This window comes from Lachnospira sp. CLA-JM-H23 (assembly GCF_040096425.1).
GTDB lineage: Bacteria > Bacillota > Clostridia > Lachnospirales > Lachnospiraceae > Lachnospira > Lachnospira rogosae.
This window is the reverse complement of the sequence record NZ_JBBMET010000003.1, coordinates 249,155-267,352: the sequence shown is the minus strand read 5'-3', so window position 1 is coordinate 267,352 and position 18,198 is coordinate 249,155. Positions and strand designations below refer to the sequence as shown.

Annotated in this window: 12 protein-coding genes and 1 pseudogene; 6 read left to right on the top strand and 7 right to left on the bottom strand. The window is 36.7% G+C overall.

Annotation, left to right across the window (positions count from 1 at the left end):
- Positions 1-269: 269 nt before the first annotated feature.
- Positions 270-914 (top strand): cupin domain-containing protein, encoded by a 645-nt coding sequence (locus WMO42_RS05750; RefSeq protein WP_055306222.1) that lies wholly within the window; start codon positions 270-272, stop codon positions 912-914.
- A 376-nt stretch (positions 915-1,290) separates the two neighbouring features.
- On the opposite strand, the gene WMO42_RS05745 is transcribed toward WMO42_RS05750, so the two are convergent.
- Together WMO42_RS05745 and WMO42_RS05740 are read right to left on the bottom strand one after the other, a co-directional pair.
- Positions 1,291-4,113, bottom strand: a complete 2,823-nt coding sequence (locus WMO42_RS05745; protein ID WP_055306223.1) for a methyl-accepting chemotaxis protein — start codon at positions 4,111-4,113, stop codon at positions 1,291-1,293.
- Entirely contained in the window at positions 4,113-6,587 is a 2,475-nt protein-coding gene (locus WMO42_RS05740) for an MMPL family transporter (protein ID WP_055306224.1), read from the bottom strand. The genes WMO42_RS05745 and WMO42_RS05740 overlap by 1 nt, the downstream gene beginning before the upstream one ends.
- 259 nt (positions 6,588-6,846) lie before the next feature.
- Between WMO42_RS05740 and WMO42_RS05735 the strand changes: the two genes are divergently transcribed.
- On the top strand, positions 6,847-7,422 hold the full coding sequence (locus tag WMO42_RS05735; RefSeq protein ID WP_055306225.1) for a TetR/AcrR family transcriptional regulator: 576 nt from the start codon (positions 6,847-6,849) through the stop codon (positions 7,420-7,422).
- 85 nt (positions 7,423-7,507) lie between these two features.
- Here WMO42_RS05735 and WMO42_RS05730 read toward each other — a convergent pair whose 3' ends face one another.
- A complete protein-coding gene (locus WMO42_RS05730) occupies positions 7,508-8,470 on the bottom strand; it encodes a 2-dehydropantoate 2-reductase (protein WP_055306226.1) in 963 nt (320 codons plus the stop codon).
- 20 nt (positions 8,471-8,490) lie between these two features.
- Positions 8,491-10,602, bottom strand: a complete 2,112-nt coding sequence (locus WMO42_RS05725; protein WP_055306227.1) for a methyl-accepting chemotaxis protein — start codon at positions 10,600-10,602, stop codon at positions 8,491-8,493.
- Between the two features lie 357 nt (positions 10,603-10,959).
- On the opposite strand from WMO42_RS05725, the gene WMO42_RS05720 reads away from it, so the two are divergent.
- Positions 10,960-11,877, top strand: coding sequence for a calcium/sodium antiporter (locus WMO42_RS05720; protein WP_022501949.1), 918 nt, complete (start codon positions 10,960-10,962; stop codon positions 11,875-11,877).
- A gap of 16 nt (positions 11,878-11,893) precedes the next feature.
- On the opposite strand, the gene WMO42_RS05715 is transcribed toward WMO42_RS05720, so the two are convergent.
- Positions 11,894-12,781: a LysR family transcriptional regulator gene (locus WMO42_RS05715; protein ID WP_055306228.1), complete on the bottom strand. Its 888-nt coding sequence runs from the start codon at positions 12,779-12,781 to the stop codon at positions 11,894-11,896.
- A gap of 202 nt (positions 12,782-12,983) precedes the next feature.
- Here WMO42_RS05715 and WMO42_RS05710 point away from each other — a divergent pair, with 202 nt between their 5' ends.
- From WMO42_RS05710 to WMO42_RS05700, 3 genes are read left to right on the top strand one after another with little or no spacing between them, the layout of a single operon-like run.
- Complete coding sequence (locus WMO42_RS05710) at positions 12,984-14,285, top strand: adenylosuccinate synthase (protein ID WP_055306229.1); 1,302 nt, start codon at positions 12,984-12,986, stop codon at positions 14,283-14,285.
- Complete coding sequence (gene pyrB, locus WMO42_RS05705) at positions 14,282-15,223, top strand: aspartate carbamoyltransferase (RefSeq protein ID WP_349191781.1); 942 nt, start codon at positions 14,282-14,284, stop codon at positions 15,221-15,223. The genes WMO42_RS05710 and pyrB overlap by 4 nt, the downstream gene beginning before the upstream one ends.
- Positions 15,224-15,244: 21 nt before the next feature.
- Positions 15,245-15,667 (top strand): aspartate carbamoyltransferase regulatory subunit, encoded by a 423-nt coding sequence (locus tag WMO42_RS05700; protein WP_022501953.1) that lies wholly within the window; start codon positions 15,245-15,247, stop codon positions 15,665-15,667.
- Between the two features lie 6 nt (positions 15,668-15,673).
- On the opposite strand, the pseudogene WMO42_RS05695 reads toward WMO42_RS05700, so the two are convergent.
- Positions 15,674-15,838, bottom strand: a pseudogene (locus WMO42_RS05695) (5-methyltetrahydropteroyltriglutamate--homocysteine methyltransferase); the annotation flags it as partial.
- Entirely contained in the window at positions 15,829-18,111 is a 2,283-nt protein-coding gene (metE, locus tag WMO42_RS05690; protein ID WP_349191780.1) for a 5-methyltetrahydropteroyltriglutamate--homocysteine S-methyltransferase, read from the bottom strand. The gene metE and the pseudogene WMO42_RS05695, both read right to left, overlap by 10 nt.
- Between the last annotated feature and the right edge of the window lie 87 nt (positions 18,112-18,198).

Genomic DNA, 18,198 nt, shown 5'->3' with positions numbered 1-18,198 from the left:
CTTAGCGGCTGTCCTTTAGCCGCTTAGTACCGCTACGGTTTCAAGTAGCGAGAGCGTGCCCAGCGGTAATACAACACGTCCTCCACAACGTCCGTCCGCCATTACCCCTCCCCGGAATTTTTTCACACCACGCTAACCTAAAGGAAAGTATATAACCTAAATATGCGTACTTCCCATTTATACAATTATAAGTTATATTCTAAATTGTAACAAGAATTATTATACAACCACACCTATTAGATGTACCCTATTCATCAGATTGGAGGATTATGAAATTTAGTATTGAAGAACTTCGCCCGATAAGAAATGGTATGACTATCTCAAGAGATTCCAAGCTTGGCAATTCTACCAAAGTAACTTACTTCTCTATGGGAAAGGATACTTCCATAAGTCAGGAAAGCTATGACAGAATGACTATGTATATTGGAGCTTCCGGCTGGGGAGAATTCATTATTGGAGAAGAACCAGAGATTATTAAATTACAGCCAGATGAACTACTTATTGTACCAGCTGGTACATTATGTGGAATGCAGACATCTAACGGAATTGTGTATACAGAAATTATATGTACAGGAAAGGATATTAATATGAACGCTAATGTAAAAACTAATGAAGTATTTGCACTTAAGAACCTTATATCTTACGAAGAAGGCAGTATTGCCAATATGGACGTGGTAAGCACTCCTGATATGAAGTATGTCCTTATGGCATTTGATGAGGGAACAGGTCTTACACCTCACAGAGCACCTGGTAATGCTATTGTATTTGCACTTGAAGGCAAGGCAACTATAGGATATGAAGGTAAAGATTATGAGCTTTCAGAAGGTGAATGTTTCCGTTTTGAAAAAAATGGACTTCATAGCGTGACAGCTAATGGAAAGTTTAAGATGGCGCTTTTACTTGTGTTAGAGTAATTCCAAAAAACAGTGATGAATGACGGACAGCTATTACTAACGGACGTTGCGAGGCTCTGCTATATTACCGCTGGGCACGCTCCCGCTACTTGAAACCGCAGCGGATACTAAGCGGCTAAAGGACAGCCGCTAAGTACCGGCGGCTTCAACAGTACCCAGCTTGCAATATAGCATAGGCTCGCAACTTGGTGCAGATTGTTGTGACGTGTGGACACTGTTCTTTGTAGATGAACTCTGTAGAGTGTTATGACTATATCGTATATTATTCGCTTTGGTATGATATTTAAAAATGCCCCTTTCCAGATGATTGGTGAATTGGGATTTACCTGTTAGCTGGATGGGAGCATTTTTTCATATGTTATATGTGATTTTTTTGTTATTGCTTGACTGTTGGTTTGGTTTTCTTGCGCTTTATTATTATTATTGTGGCAAGGAGTATTATGGCTATAGTGGCGGCGGCTATGTAGTAGATTATTTTGTTGGAGCTCTTGTGTATAAGGGCAAAATCGGCTTCGTATGGGATTACGGCTGTTATGTAACTGCCGTTCTTTTTCGCGTCTGCTTTGACCCAGTTGTTGCCGTCTTTATCTACATACCATATTTCATTGCTGCCATCACTATCTTCTACAAGAAAATGCCCTGTAACAGTATCCTGCTGGCTTGTGTGAGAGCTTAATATCTGCCAGCTATAAGCATATACTACATCTCCTGACAGACCGCTTATGTCACAAGTCCTGGTTACAAGCTTGTCATCGTTGTAGAACTTACCTTCTGCAAGGAATAATATTTTGCCATCTGCATTTTTCTCATTAGATGCAAGACTTTCTGTCCAGAGGTGATATTCTGCCTCAACAACTTTATTCTGTGTTATAGGACTTACTGTAATATCTGCCGGCCATTCGCCATAATATCCGTCTTTCTTTGGTATTGATGGCAGGTCTGATGTTGTAATATTGCCATTGTAGGCTATTACCTTAGTTCCAGCAACGTAATCATCAGCTTTAAATGTTATTGTTATCTGATGAAAGCCTTCTGGAATATTATCAAGTGACATAACATAATCATAAGTCACCTTATCAGCAATACCGCTATAATTAATATCATCTATGCCACCTAAAATGTCACTCACAAATATGTTATTTCTTACGCTTCCTTCTGAATCAGTAGTTCCGGCAATCACACCTTTTTTCTCACCATCACCGCTGATTGTTGCAATGGACACATTATTCTTAACTGTGTATCCCTGTCCGCATATTCCACCTGCATAACTGTCACTTTCAACATTGCAAAGGCTGTAATTATCTGATACTGAACTGACACTGTTACCAGCTATTCCACCTGCGTAATCACCAGTTTCAGACTTAACACTTCCATAGCCCTCGCAGCCATATATAAGTCCTAATTCCTGCAAACCAGTTATTCCGCCTGCACAATCTTTTCTGGAAGTAACCTCTCCATAATTAACACAGTACATTACTATGTCATTGACTGTTGAACGGAGCTTGACATTTGTTGAACTTCTTAAATCCAGATCATACTCAGGGTCTACATCATATTCAATGTTCATAGTTCCTGTTATTCCACCTACATTAAGGTCACCGTATACAGTTCCCCTGTTCACTGATTTAGTTATAACACCGTCTGTATTCTTTGCATTTTCCGCCGTGGAAATATCTTCTATATGACTGTCATCACTTGTAACAAGCTGTGCTGTATCATTCACTGTACTTCCTATATTGTTAATCTGTGAAGAAATGGTATTGATACTGTCAGAAATATTCTGTATCTGTTCATCAAGAACATTTACAATCCCCTGAATATCTCCTGTAATATTGCCTGTTCCAAGCTGGTCTGATACATCTTTCACAAAATCTCCTGCTGTATCACTCGAATCTGCCATTGTGTTACTGATGTCCTTAAGATTATCATTAATGATATCCCACTGCTCATCAATAGCATCTTTCTGGGAGTCTGATAAAATTTTATCATCACCCTGAATGTCTTTTATCTTATTAAGTGCATTATTAATATTGTCAAAATACTCTCTTGTATCAGGGTTATCATGCATAGAGTCAGATACTTCCTTTAAAGAGTCCGATAATACATCAACATCTTCCTTATACTGGTTCGTAATGCTTTCTGCATAATCTCTTGTCTTAGATGAAGCACTGCTCATTGAATCTGACAAGCTGTTTAATGTATTGCTTATATTATTAACAGAGCCCTGAATTGTATCAATTCTGTCCTGTAAATATTCAGACTCTATATAAGGCTCTGCCTGTCCGACAATACCGCCGACATCTTTTCTGCCGTATATATCGCCTTCGTTGGTACAGTTAAGTATCTTTCCATTCTGGCTTCCTGCTATACCACCAACATTATAACCTGTATGGTTATATCCAATTGTTCCATAATTTGTACACGATGAAATAACACCAGATGAATTACCTGCTATTCCACCCATATCGTTACGGTCTACAACGTGCTGTGTAATATTAAATGTTCCAACATCAACTCCACCGACATCAAATGATGAATCTAATTCATCTGTATTAACGCGGCTTCTTGATACACATTCACTTATAAGTCCTTCATTCTTGCCTGCTATTCCACCTGTCTGGTTAGTCGCTGTAACAACAGCATCACTAAGACAGTTAGTTATATTAGCACCCGGCTTATTAATTCCTGCAATTGCACCTACATATGTTGTACCATTGACTTTTCCATAAAATGTGCAGTTAGTTATTGTACCATAATTAACACCGGCAATTCCTCCTATATTCTTCTGTGAACCAGATGTATTAACGCTTCCTGATACACTAAAATTGCATACATAAGCATTTTCTCCAAGGTAACGGAAAAAGCCATAATCTGAACCCTTATAATCGACATTAAAGCTTCTTATAGTATGGTTAGCACCATCAAATGTTCCATCAAAATATGGTATTCCATTAAAATCTGTATTAGATAAATTGATATCTGTAGCAAGTCTTACTGTCCTGCCCCTGCTGTAACTGTCATATTTACAGTTATTGGCAAATTCAATAAGTTCCCTGGCACTGGAAATTACTATAACATCACTGTCAGCTTCCTCTGCCTGTACCACATATGGAATAATATTTCCAAATGCCGCAAAGATAATGAGCAGTGACAGCATTACTGCAAGTATTTTATTAAATTTTGTATTAAGCTTTACCATTACTGCTCATCTCCTTTCTCTGTATTATCATATGTAACCTGTCCCTGACGTCCTGGAATTACTGAATCAACTGATACCTTCATCTGTCCCTGGAATGTTCCCTGTATGTCAGCATCAATCTCACCCTGTACATAACCTTTGACGTGTCCTGTAACTCTTACCCTGCCGGCAACTTCTTTCTGTGGTCTTGCAATATTCATTGTAAGAGCTGTCTTTTCGATAATAATATCTCCAAGTAAAAGTATCTGTGGAAGCACGAATAATACAAGGATAATTGATATTAATGTACCTCGTCCAAGTGCAACACCTATTGAAGCAACTGTCGCATCTGAGGCAATCTCACCTATAAGGAAGCCTGCACAAGTAAGAATTGAACCTGATGTAAATATTGTTGGGAATGACTGGTTAAGTGTCTCAATCATTGCATCTTTAAGCTGCATTTCCTTCTTTAACTGCAAATACCTGTTAGATATAACAATCGCATAATCTATTGTAGCACCCATCTGTATTGCTGATACAATCAGGTATGCAATAAAGAATACTGTCTGCCCCTGCAATGCCGGTACAGCAAAGTTAATCCATATACTTCCCTGAATAGTAAGAACAAGAAGCACTGGAAGTCCTGCTGACTGGAATGTAAAGAACAGAATTATCATAACAAAAAGTGCAGTAAGTACGCTTATAATAATATTATCTGATGCAAATGATGACTCAAGATCGTGGTCACTTGTAGAATTACCAACAAGGACTACATTATCTGTGCCATAATACTGAGCTGCAATACCACGGATTTCCTCCAATGCATCGTATGTTTCCTGACCTTCTACAGGAAGTGAAAGGTTAAGCACAAATCTTGAATAATCGCTTCCCTGAAGCTGTAACTGTGCATCGTGGAGTGTATCATATAATGTATTAAGCTTATCGTCCAAATCTCTATCTAATGTTACATAACCTTCCTTATACTGGTCATAAAGGAATAAGAACATATCAATAATAGGAACCTCATAATCATTAACTCCTGTAAATACAGGACCATACTGCTCCTGATTATAAGCATATGCCATATAAAGCACATCAACTACTTCTCTGTCTATATCAATCAATTCAGCAAATTGCCTTGGATTTAACTTATCCGTAAGCACATAATCATCATTAATTGACACATTTGCAAGACCAAGTGTTGATGTAACATAGCTTAGATTATCTAATTTGCCTAACACTCTCTTCTCTGACTCATAATCGCCCTTTGGCACCATAACAACTAACTGGTTGCTCTTGCCAAATGTATCCTCTATTCTTTCTTCTGCTATTTTAGCATTACTCTTTTTCGCACTCACAATTGAGCTTGTATCATAAATATACTGGCAGTTATTTGAAAATATAGCTGCTGCTATAAGAAATACTATAAATAAAGGTGGAATTATATATTTGGTCTTATTAGCAAATTTACCAACAATTGTAATCTTTGGCACATAACATTTGTGATGTGTATTATCAATTCCCTTGGCAAATATAAGCAGCACTCCCGGCATAAGAAAGAATACTGATATAAGACTTATAATAATGGCCTTAACCAATATAATACCCATATCATAACCAAGCCTGAACTGCATAAACATCATTGCAACCATACCTGATACAGTTGTAAGTGATGATGAACTAATCTCTGGAATAGCCTTTGAGAGTGCAACCTTTACCGCTTCTTCTGCATTAAGCGTTTCGTGCTCCTCCATAAATCTGTCGCAGAGAATAATCGCATAGTCAATAGCCAGTGCAAGCTGTAACACTACTGCTATCGAGTTGGTGATAGACGAAATAGTACCGAACCAGTAATTAGTTCCCATATTAAGAATTGCCGCAACACCAAATGTTATGAGTAATACTGGAATTTGCAGATATGCCTTTGTTGAAAGCATTAACACAACTACTATAATAATTACTGCCAGTACAAGAATAATGTTCATATCCTTTGACAGTGATTCCGCACTATCTTCTTCCGAACCAACCTCCGTTGAAACATATACGTCATAATCTGATAACGTATCCTTGACATCATTCAATGCCTGTTTGCTTATATCCTCATCTTCCGTTCCATCAAATGTAATATCAAACAAAGCATCTGTACCTTTATAATGGTCTGATGAGTCATCAAATGTTACCTGCTTAACTCCATCAATGTCCTCAAGTTCGCTTACAAGCTCGTCTGCCTGATTATAGGTGACATTGGTAAGCATAACCTTAGCACTGCCATATGTAACAAACTGTTCGTCCATAATAGACAATCCCTGTCTTGTCTCACTATCGGCTGGCAGGTATGATGTAATATCCTGATTGACCTGTACTTTATTGATAGATAACACACTATAAATAATCGCAAGAATAAAAAGAATTTCTATTGCTTTACGTTTATTCACAATAAATGTGGCTGCCGTAAGCCAAAAATTACCCTTTTGCTTTTCTTCTTTTTCCTTCATAAATTCTTCTGTACATATAATTCACTAAATATCCTAATAATCTTCAATAAACTTTAATTATTAATCAGTTTCTTAAATGTACCGTCCTTTCTTCATTTTGCTTATTGTGTTTATAAACATAGTGTTGATTATTTTTATAGAATAATTATAATTATCATATAATATTTGCTCAATAATCAGTTTTGCACAAAGTGTTGATTAATAGACATTGTGTTGATATATGTCAATTAATTAAGAAAGATTTAAGAAAGGGTAATATATGGAAAATAATATAGACAGACGTGTAATGAGAACTAAAACACTGCTTATTCACAGCCTTTCCACTCTGATGAAACAAAAAAACATCAAAGACATAACTGTAAAGGAATTATGTGAACTGGCAGATATTAACAGGGGCACGTTTTATCTGCATTACAAAGATATATACGATATGCTCGCCTCTATAGAACAGGAGCTTAGCGACAAGTTCATACAGATATTTCAAAAATATAATGCTAGGAATACAAAGGATTTTCCTTATCCTTTATTCTTAGATATATTTGAATTTGTAAGCGATAATGCCGAACTTTTCCGCGTGCTTATAGGTCCTAATGGTGACATTTCATTTATTATGAAAATACACCAGCTTTATAATATGTACTGCATACAGACCGAAATCAGTAAATTATCGCCTGAACTTTCAATTAACTGTAAATATTACGGTAATTTTATACTTTACGGCTGTGTCGGTCTTATCGAACAGTGGCTCTCAAGCGATAATCCTGAGTCCCCACGCGAAATGGCTAAGCTTGTAACCAAGCTTGTATCAACTGGAGTTTTATCTTTAATAAAATAAATACTTAAAAGGTCTTCTTCTGTAATCAGAAAAAGACCTTTTATTCTTAGTACTCACGAATTCTTCTTTTCTTTCTCAGTCATAACTATTTCGCCCATGTAAGCTCTTCATTATCACTATTGTAATTAAATCTGCCATCGTTCTTTTCTTCAATAGCTTTTATCATATGATAAGTGTACTCATTATATGGTGTAGGAATTCCAAGCTCTTTTCCCATTCTCATTAATGCACCTGAAAACATATCTATCTCCGTATGTCTTTTGGCATCAATATCCTGCAATGTTGAATATCTCGCTGTTGGAAGGACTGCACTGCCCCTGCCGGAAGAACCCTCAACAATGCTTATGTCAATTCCTTTTGCAAGTGCAACTGCCTCAAGCTCCTTACGAAGACCTTCACTGATTGCCTTCATATGAACACTATCCCTGTAACAGCCAACACCTGCCCCAAGAATAGCCTGCGGAAGATTATTGCACACATTAAGTCGGAACTTACACCATATCTCCTCTTTAATATGCTTTGTTACCCGAAAATGTATATTACCTCTTTCAAACAGTTCCTTAACCATACGTACTCTTTCACTGTCAAATGGTGCGTTAAGCTCTCCATATATAATTCCAAGAGTTGTGTCTGGATTAAAGACATACCCATTTCCTTCTTTATATGCTGAAGCTACCTTGATAAGTGAATACAGCATATGTGAAGAACCTATCTTACCAGCAATAATCTCCTCACTGTCCACGCCATTCATAAGGCTCATAACTGTAGTATTATCACCAGTTGCAGCTTTTATATCATCAAGTGCCGCTGGAAGTGCTCCGTATTTTAATGATACTATCAATAAATCAACACCTTTGGCTTCGTCAGGTGTCCATACTTCTGGACGGTATACATTACCATTAATCTTACAGCCATCAGCCTTAAGCTTTTGATTTCTCTCACCTGAGGCTATAACTCCAAGCTTTATATCCTTAACATCTGAAAGTCCCCATATAACATAAGAACCTACCGCACCTGCACCTATAATTCCAACTGACTTAATTGACATAACAACCAACTCCTGCTTTATTACTCACTATAATTCTTATTTACATAGTCTTTAATCTCATTGCTGTCCTCTGGCATTCTACAGCCGACAATATAATTACCCTCATCATTAGAACATCTTATTATACAGCCCTGTATTTCTTTGTCTTTAATAACATCGAAATTATCAATCTCGATAACAATATTCTTACCCTTCATATTTTCAAACGATGAGTCATTAACTGAAAAAGCAAAACCATTAGCACTAATATTAACCATGTGTCCATAATATGTTATATCTGTACCATCAACGCTTATTGTACACTTATTGTCAAGTGGCATTCTTGGATACTTTCTTCTGTTATATACCTGTGGGTTAGTATCAATAGTAAGCTTGAACTGTCCCTTTTCTCCTGCCTTGACATTATGTATTGCTATACCATTCCAGCAATATAATACATTATCTACAACAGCGTTAAATGAACACTTAAGATTTCTTCTCTTATCATCAAATGCTGCTCTGTTATTAATATTTATGTATACATTATTGTCTTTTCTGTCAACAACTTCACCTGTGTATTCTTCCTTGGCATTAGTCTGGTCTTCAATAACCATTCTGAACTTCATACCGCTCTTTATATCGGAAACATTCATAAATCCACCGATACCAAGTTCTTCCATAAGTTCGCCGACAACAGACTCAATATCCGTTGCACTCTTGGCACTTGCTTCATATTTGCTAAGCATCGTCTTAGTTGTCTGTTCTGCATTATTAATGCTCTCTGTCATTATCTGCATTATTTCGCCAACCTGATTCATATTAGCAGTAAGTGTCTCATTAGAATTCTCAACCTGCTTAACTGCACTGTCAACAACCTTTATATTATCACCAAGGCTTGTTGCATCACTCGTTATATCTGATACTGACTTATTAACTGTTGATACCTTCTCAATGTTAAGCTGTATAAGTTCAACTGTTTCTGTAATTGATTGAAGCATTTCATCTGATGTAGCCTCAAGATGTGAAAGTGCTTCCATAATACTGTTAGAAGAGTCTTGAGTTCCACTGCTTAAGCTTCTTATCTGGTCAGCAACAACAGCAAAGCCCTTTCCTGCTTCTCCTGCTCTTGCCGCCTCTATTGAAGCATTAAGTGCAAGAAGATTAGTCTGTGAAGTAATTCCTTCAATAGTACTTGTCTCCTGCTTAACATTTTCAAATTCCTTCTTAAATGTTTCAAGAATAGTCTCAATCTTGCTTGATAATGCTGACATTCTGTTAGTAATTTCAACAACCTCTGTAAGCTCATCAGCACTTAAGTCAGCATGTTCAACTGACTTCTCAATAAGCTTTGAGAATTCCTCCATAAGATCTGATACATCTTTCACCTGAGTATCAATAACCTTAGTCATCTCTATTGATGAAACTGTCTTATCATTAAGGATACCATTGTTCTTTGCAAGTGTTCCCATATCCTTAACTACATTGTTAGCACCCTGTTTATTCTCATCTGCAAGTTCTCTTACAACTGTAACACCATCAACAATTGAATTACTTGCATCTTTAACCTGCTCAACTGTCTGTACAACCTGTGCCAGCTCCGATTCAATCGACCCCGTCAGTGCACCATCTGACTCAACCAGATGTCTTATCGCCATATTAGTACAAGCAAAACAACATAATACAATCGCAAACTGAAGTGCACACTCCTCACTTGCAACAAAATCCATCATTCCCTTAGCCACACCTTTGTAAATATTACTGCTGATTAATACAAACAATGTAAACCACATAATCATCTTTATAAACTTAGGATCTTTGTACAATATAAGAATTGATAATAATGGAAGAATAAATATATAAGAAATCTTATCGAGTGCTGTCCATGCTATAACAGCGTAGAATAAAAGATAACATATACCTAATACCCATTTGTACTCTTTAGCTGCCTTACCCTTAATCATAGATACTATATATCCTGTTATGTAAGTAACCCAGCCTACTACTGTAAATGCTATAAAATATCCCCTTGCAATTTCCCCATTCTTTGTCTTGATACCATAATATATGGTCGCAATAAAAATAAGAGCAAGCCAGGTTATACCTGCTCTTTTGTTGGCTTTCGCCCTGAAAAATGATTCATCATACTCCTGCATATGCATTGTCCTTTCACTGATGTTAGTTTATCATTGATTTCTATATTCTATTGTCGTCACAAATACTTAAATGATGTTTTTATAATACCACATTTTTATCTATATTCATAGTACATTATTGCTTTCACAATTTATATTTTATAATTAGTTGTTGACAGACAATTTGTCCATATACTATTATATTAACAAAGGGAGTAGTTAGCATCTTTAGATGTAATAATAATCGTCATCACGCTGCAAGGCCGGTTATTATTAGTGAGTAACGAGACTTTTATCAATCATTTTTTTGATGTGGTAAAAGGCTTTTTTTGTATAAAGATTAATAAATGTTTCTTTTGCCGCAGGAAAGGACTTAATATGGAATATTTATTACTACTCATTGGATTCGTGCTGTTAATCAAAGGAGCTGACTTTTTCGTAGATGGTAGCTCGTCACTTGCAAGAATTATGAAGGTACCAAGCGTTATTATAGGACTGACGATTGTTGCTATGGGAACAAGTGCCCCGGAAGCTTCTGTAAGTGTTAATGCCGCACTCGCTGGAAGCAACGATATTGCAATAAGCAATGTTATAGGTTCTAACCTTTTTAATGGTCTTGTCGTTGTCGGTGTATGTGCATTTATGGCTGGATTTAAGACTAATCCTGAGATTTTAAAAAGAGATATGCCACTTAACATTATCGTAACAGCAATTCTTTGCATTATGCTTCTTGACAGACATATTAACCATATTGAGGGAATAATCTTACTCATCAGTATGGCTGTATACATTGCAGTTATGGTTATATCAGCACTTAAAAACCGTGAAACTGCTGATGAATGTAAAATACTTTCTCTGCCTAAGAGTCTTATATTTATCATAGGCGGACTTATTGCTGTAATATTTGGTGGAACACTTGTTGTTGATAATGCCTGTCTTATCGCTAAAGATTTCGGTGTCAGTGAGAATTTTATAGGACTTACAATAATCGCTATTGGTACATCACTTCCTGAACTTGTTACCTCTATCACAGCGACACGAAAAGGCGACAGCGGACTTGCACTCGGTAATGCCATAGGCTCTAACCTTTTTAATATACTATTCATATTAGGAATGTCTGCAACAATCTGCCCGCTGAATGTATTATCAGAGTCAATTATCGACTGTATAATACTTCTTGTGTCAGCAGTCATTCTTTATGTATTTGCAAGAACCAAAAAGACTATGAACAGATGGGAGGGAATTGTATGCGTGTTTCTATATGTAGGATACACGGCATATCTTTTAATAAGATAATACCTGTCATTATCTCCTACTCTTCCATAATCATCTTTTTTAATTCTTTTGCCGCTGAATTTAAAGGATGCTGGTAATCATATACCATACACACATTTCTTTCAGGAATCGTTTCTTTTAACGATATCTTTACAATTTCACGCTTGCTAAGGGCTTCCTGTGCCATAAGTTCAGGCACGAAGCCCAGACCAAGCTCATTTTTCACAAGTGGGAGTATCTGGTCTGTTGTAGCTACCTCAGTATCTGGCAGTAATTCAATTCCATTTTTATAGAATAATTCATTATAGAACTGAAATGTCATTGTTTCCCTGCCAAGACATATCAAAGGATAATTCTTTAACTCCTTTAATGATAATTCCTGACTTCCCAATGCAGTAAACGTAGTACCTCCTACAAGAATTTCTTTAAATGTCTTTAACATTATCTGCTTAAGAGGTGCTTCTACATTGACAGGTGAAGATGCAACAGCGAAATCTATAATTCCCGATCTTACAGCTTCTATTGCCTGAGGTGTCGAATGGTTATATATTTTAAGACGTATTCCCGGATATTTAATATGGAACTTTTTAAGCTTATCTAACAGGAATATATTAAGTGCTGTCTCACTTGCACCAATTGATACGCTTCCTGTTGTAAGGCTTGAGCTGTCAGATAATTCTTCCTCTGCTTCTAATAACTGGCTCATCGCAACGGATACGTGTGTATACAACTTCTCACCCTCAGGAGTAAGCTGAATTCCCCTGTTATTTCTTATAAATAACGAACAGCCAAGCTGCTGTTCAAGACAATTCATAGCCCTTGTTATATTCGGCTGGCTGTTACCTAATGCGTGTGCAGCTTTAGTAAAGTTACTGTATTTGGCTACATAATAAAATATCTTATAATATTCGTAATTAACATTCATATAATCTGACCCTTTCACTAGCTATAAGTATCACAGTTATATCAAATAATAATCAAAACCATATCAATTATACTTTTTACTTATCATTGTTTCAATAGTATACTCCTTACTTGGTAATAAAAGCAACTAAAATTTATTATCATTATTAAAAGTTACATTTTACCAACTACAACCTATACTATATTTTAAAGGAGATGCTTATATGCTTACTGCTGTAACAGGAATTAACTGGGGTGATGAAGGCAAAGGCCGCGTAATTGACTTGTTAGCTGAGCAGGCTGATATTGTTGTCCGTTATCAGGGCGGTAATAACGCCGGTCACACTGTAGTCACTGATAAAGGGAAATTCGTTCTTAATCTTCTTCCATCTGGAATACTTCACCCTGATGTTGTATGTGTTCTCGGTGATGGAATGGTAATTGACCTTGAACATCTTTCAAATGAAGCTGAACAAATCAAAGAAAAAGGAATATCTGTAACTCCTGATAATCTGAAGCTTTCAAAACATGCCACTATATCTATGCCTTGGCACAAGGTTCAAGATGAACTTGAAGAAAACCGGTTATCTGCAACAGGCAGTGCATTTGGTTCTACACGCAGGGGCATTGCTTATGCCTATAGCGATAAATACCGCAAGAAGACTCTTCGTCTTGCCGACCTTCTTCATCTTGATAATGAAAATGTTAAAGCAAGGCTTAGAACCATATTAGATGCAAAAAATCTTGAACTTGCCGGCTGTTATCATCAGGAACCAATGTCATATCCTGCCCTCTTATCGTGGTGTGAAAAACAAGCAGATATATTCAGGGATTATATATGTGATACAGGCATTTTCTTAAATAATGCCTTGGCTGATAATAAAAAAGTAGTTCTTGAAGCCCAGTTAGGCGCTATGAGGGATATTGATTATGGTATATTCCCCTACACTTCAAGCTCATCTACAATAGCTGCCTATGGTCCTTTAGGTGCTGGCATACCTTATGCTCCACTTAACCATATTGTCGGTGTCTTAAAAGCTTATTCAACCTGTGTAGGTGCTGGTCCATTTGTTGCAGAAAATGCAATGTCTGAAGAATGGCAGAAGCTCCTTCGTAAATACGGCGGCGAATATGGTGCTGCTACAGGACGACCAAGACGTGTCGGACCATTTGATGCTGTTGCCAGTGCTTATGGTCTTAAATGCCAGAATTCAGATTTAATAGCATTAACCAAATTAGATATCTTAAGCTATATGAGAGAAATCCCTATTATAACAGGTTATAAATATAAAAATACTGTCGTAACAGAATTTGACCCGACAGACAATATAGATATGTACAAGCCTGTTGTTGAACTTATGCCAGGCTGGCTTACAGACATATCAAAATACCGTACATATGATGAACTTCCTGATAATGCAAGAAATTATATTGAAAAGCTTGAAAAGCTGCTTAATCACGAAATCCAGTTCATATCTGTCGGGGCAGAGAGAAACCAATATTTAACAAAGGGAGAATGGCTATGAGAAATTTAATTGACCCTCTTGATTTTACACTTGATGAAACAATAAACATTTTAGACTTAGCTGACAGGATTGCTTCTAATGAAGAAGCCTACAGCCACGTTGCTGACGGCAAAAAGCTTGCTACTTTATTCTATGAACCAAGCACAAGAACTCGTTTATCCTTTGAGTCAGCAATGTTAAGCCTTGGAGGAAAGACCTTAGGCTTTGCCGGTGCTAACCAGTCAAGTGCCACCAAGGGCGAAACTGTCGCAGATACCGCCCGTGTTGTAAGCTGTTATGCCGACATTATTGCAATGCGCCACCCAAAAGAAGGTGCACCTTTAAGAGCTTCTATGTATTCATCAATTCCAGTTATCAACGCTGGTGACGGAGGTCACAACCACCCAACCCAGACATTAATTGACCTGATGACAATACGCCATAGAAAGGGACGTCTTGATAACCTGACTGTTGGTTTCTGCGGTGATTTAAAATTTGGAAGAACTGTACATTCTCTTGTGAACAGCCTTGTACGTTTCAATGACAATAAGTTCTATTTTATATCACCAGAAGAATTAAAAGTTCCCGATTATCTTATAGAAGATACTCTTATTCCTAATAAATCAGTATATAAAGAAGTAAGAAGCCTTGAAGATACACTCCCAGAGCTTGACGTGCTTTATATGACAAGGGTACAGCGTGAGCGTTTCTTTAATGAAGATGATTATATAAGATTAAAAGATACTTATATACTTAATAAAGAGAAATTACAGCTTGCCCCTGCCGATATGCCGGTTCTTCACCCTCTGCCAAGAGTTGATGAAATATCAACTGATGTTGATACCGATAAGCGTGCCGCCTATTTTGAACAAGTGCAGAATGGCAAATATATCCGTATGGCTCTTATTATGAGTTTACTTGAACTTACAGACCCACTCACAGGAAAAAAAGTACTATAGTAAAATAGAATGGAGATTATAATGTTAAATATAGATTCTTTGCAAAATGGTGTAGTAATCGACCATATCCCTGCTGGACAGGGGTTAGATATATACCGCCTTTTAAACCTTGATGCACAGTCACATTCTGTTGCACTCCTTCAATATGTAAAAAGCGAAAAGTACGGCTGTAAAGATTTAATCAAGATAGAAGGAACCAAGCTTCCTGAAAGATTAGATATTGTTGGTTACATTAATAAACAGATAACTCTGATTATAATTAAAGATGGAAAAGTTGATAAAAAATATCATCCTCTTCCACCTAAAATCTTAACCAATGTTATAAAATGTAAAAATCCACGCTGTATTACAAGTATCGAAACAGGTTGTGAACACATTTTCAAGCTATATCCATCAGGCAAATACCGCTGTCTTTACTGCAATGAAGAAATCTCTGTAAGATAGATTGGATTATCCCCTTACTTCTTCTGCGATTTCTTTTACAAGCTTAAGCTTTGCCCACTGTTGTTCCTCTGTAAGCTTATTACCTATTTCACAATATGCAAATCTGCACTGTGGACTTAAGTATAATCTTTCAAGAGGAACAGGCTCTGCCTATAACTTATTTATCTGTTTCTTATTATCTTAGCCGCCTCAACCATATTTCTTAAGCTGGCATCTGTTTCCTTTACACCTCGTGTCTTTAAGCCGCAGTCTGGATTAACCCAGAGTTTGTCCCTGCTGATTTTAGTAAGCATTATATTTAACGCATTAACAATTTCATCAACTGATGGAACTCTTGGAGAATGTATGTCATATACTCCCGGTCCTACTTCTGTCTCAAAATTATTCTCTCTTAAAGAATCTAATATTAAAAGGTCTGAACGTGAAGCTTCAAATGTGATAACATCAGCATCCATATCGTCTATTGCTGGAATTATATCTGTGAATTCTGAATAGCACATATGTGTATGTATCTGTGTATCCTTCTTTACTCCGCTGTGTGTAAGCCTGAAAGCTGGAATTGCAAAATCAAGATATTCATTATACCAGTCTGACTTTCTAAGTGGAAGCTTCTCTCTTAATGCTGCCTCATCAATCTGTATTACCTTAATTCCTGCCGCCTCTAAGTCAAGAACTTCATCTCTTATTGCAAGTGCAATCTGCAATATTGACTCTTTTATAGTTATATCTTCTCTTGGGAAAGACCAGTTTAATATAGTTACAGGTCCTGTAAGCATACCCTTCATCGGCTTATTAGTTAATGACTGTGCATACACTGACCAGTCAACTGTCATTGGCTTCTTTCTGTATACATCACCCCATATTACTGGTGGCTTAACACATCTTGTACCATAAGACTGAACCCACGCCTTCTGTGTGAATAAATATCCCTCAAGTGCCTCGCCGAAATACTCAACCATATCATTTCTTTCATATTCACCGTGTACAAGCACATCAAGACCAATCTCCTCCTGCCATTTTACGCAATCAGCAATCTGCTTCTTAATATACTGTGTATACTCTTCTTCTGATATTTCATTCTTTCTGTAAGCCGCTCTCTCTGCCTTAATCTCCTTAGTCTGAGGAAATGAACCAATAGTTGTAGTTGGAAATTCCGGAAGACCCAGTTTCTCCTTCTGAAGCTTTTGTCTTTCACTTCTTAATGGAAGACGTACATAATCTTCTTCCTTAATATTAGCAAGTCTTTCCTTAACCTCTGCGTTATGGCAGTTTCTTTCTTCCTCAAATACCTTCTGGTTATCAATATAGGCATTTTCACTCTTAACCTTATCCTGTTTCTTATCAGCAAGAACACCTAACTCGGCAAGCTCTGTAAGCTTTTCTTCTGCGAATGAGAAATGTATTTTATAGCTGTCAGCTAATTTATCCTCGTGCTTTAATGTATATGGAACGTGTAATAATGAGCAGGAAGTTGATATAACAACATTTATATTATTGTCACAGGCATTTTTAATACTGCTTATTAAATCTAATGTCTTCTTATAGTTGTTCTTCCATATATTCTTTCCATTTACAACACCAGCAAATAAAAGCTTACCAGCTGGAAAACCATATTTTTCTACTAATTCAAATGTCTTTCTTCCCTCATTAAAATCAAGTCCAACACCTGCAAATGGCTTATTAATAATGTCCTCATATATATCCCTTACATCTCCGAAATATGTCTGAAGAAGTATATTGCAGTTACCCCTTTCCTTAAGAAGTTCATCATATATCTTATTAAATAAAGCCTTGTCAGCATCACTCAAATCATATACAAGTGCAGGCTCATCAAGCTGTAACCAGCTTATGTTATTATCGTTACATAAAGCTATAAGCTCCTTGTAAGCTGCAATAAAATCATCTAAAAAATCATCAATGCCCTTGTTCTCTGTAAATCTGCATAACTTAAGAACTGTATAAGGACCAGCGATTACCGGCTTTGTTGTAATGCCCAGTTCCTTAGCTTCTTTGTATTCATTAAGGAGTTTGTCTGCTGAAAGCCTAATAACTGTATCATCTTCAACCTCTGGTACAATATAATGGTAATTAGTATTAAACCATTTCTTCATTGCCAGTGCCTTAACATCACCAGACTCTCCCTGATAGCCTCTTGCCATTGCAAAATATGTATCAAGACCTGATAAATTAAGCTCCTTATATCTTCTTGGAACAATTCCAAGTGCAGCTGCTGTATCAAGCAATGTGTCATAAAATGAGAAATCATTACTTGGAATGAAATCTATTCCTTCATTCTTCTGTATAGTCCAATGTATCTTTCTTAAATTCTTAGCTGTATCTAATAATTCCTGTGAACTAATCTCACCTCTGAAATACTTTTCACTTGCAAATTTTAATTCTCTTAAAGTTCCAATTCTTGGAAACCCAATAACCGATGTCTGCATATATATCCTCCAAATTAATTAACCTCAGGCTGTTCGACTAATATACTGAACAACCTGAGGTCATATTATCATTATATGAATTTTTAA

Bases quoted from the DNA above. Each gene is read 5' to 3' on its own strand.
- WMO42_RS05750 (WP_055306222.1), top strand. From the start codon at position 270: ATGAAATTTAGTATTGAAGAACTTCGCCCGATAAGAAATGGTATGACT.
- WMO42_RS05735 (WP_055306225.1), top strand. From the start codon at position 6,847: ATGGAAAATAATATAGACAGACGTGTAATGAGAACTAAAACACTGCTT.
- WMO42_RS05725 (WP_055306227.1), bottom strand. From the start codon at position 10,602: ATGCAGGAGTATGATGAATCATTTTTCAGGGCGAAAGCCAACAAAAGA.
- WMO42_RS05720 (WP_022501949.1), top strand. From the start codon at position 10,960: ATGGAATATTTATTACTACTCATTGGATTCGTGCTGTTAATCAAAGGA.
- pyrB (WP_349191781.1), top strand. From the start codon at position 14,282: ATGAGAAATTTAATTGACCCTCTTGATTTTACACTTGATGAAACAATA.
- WMO42_RS05740 (WP_055306224.1), bottom strand. From the start codon at position 6,587: ATGAAGGAAAAAGAAGAAAAGCAAAAGGGTAATTTTTGGCTTACGGCA.
- WMO42_RS05700 (WP_022501953.1), top strand. From the start codon at position 15,245: ATGTTAAATATAGATTCTTTGCAAAATGGTGTAGTAATCGACCATATC.
- WMO42_RS05730 (WP_055306226.1), bottom strand. From the start codon at position 8,470: ATGTCAATTAAGTCAGTTGGAATTATAGGTGCAGGTGCGGTAGGTTCT.
- metE (WP_349191780.1), bottom strand. From the start codon at position 18,111: ATGCAGACATCGGTTATTGGGTTTCCAAGAATTGGAACTTTAAGAGAA.
- WMO42_RS05715 (WP_055306228.1), bottom strand. From the start codon at position 12,781: ATGAATGTTAATTACGAATATTATAAGATATTTTATTATGTAGCCAAA.
- WMO42_RS05710 (WP_055306229.1), top strand. From the start codon at position 12,984: ATGCTTACTGCTGTAACAGGAATTAACTGGGGTGATGAAGGCAAAGGC.
- WMO42_RS05745 (WP_055306223.1), bottom strand. From the start codon at position 4,113: ATGGTAAAGCTTAATACAAAATTTAATAAAATACTTGCAGTAATGCTG.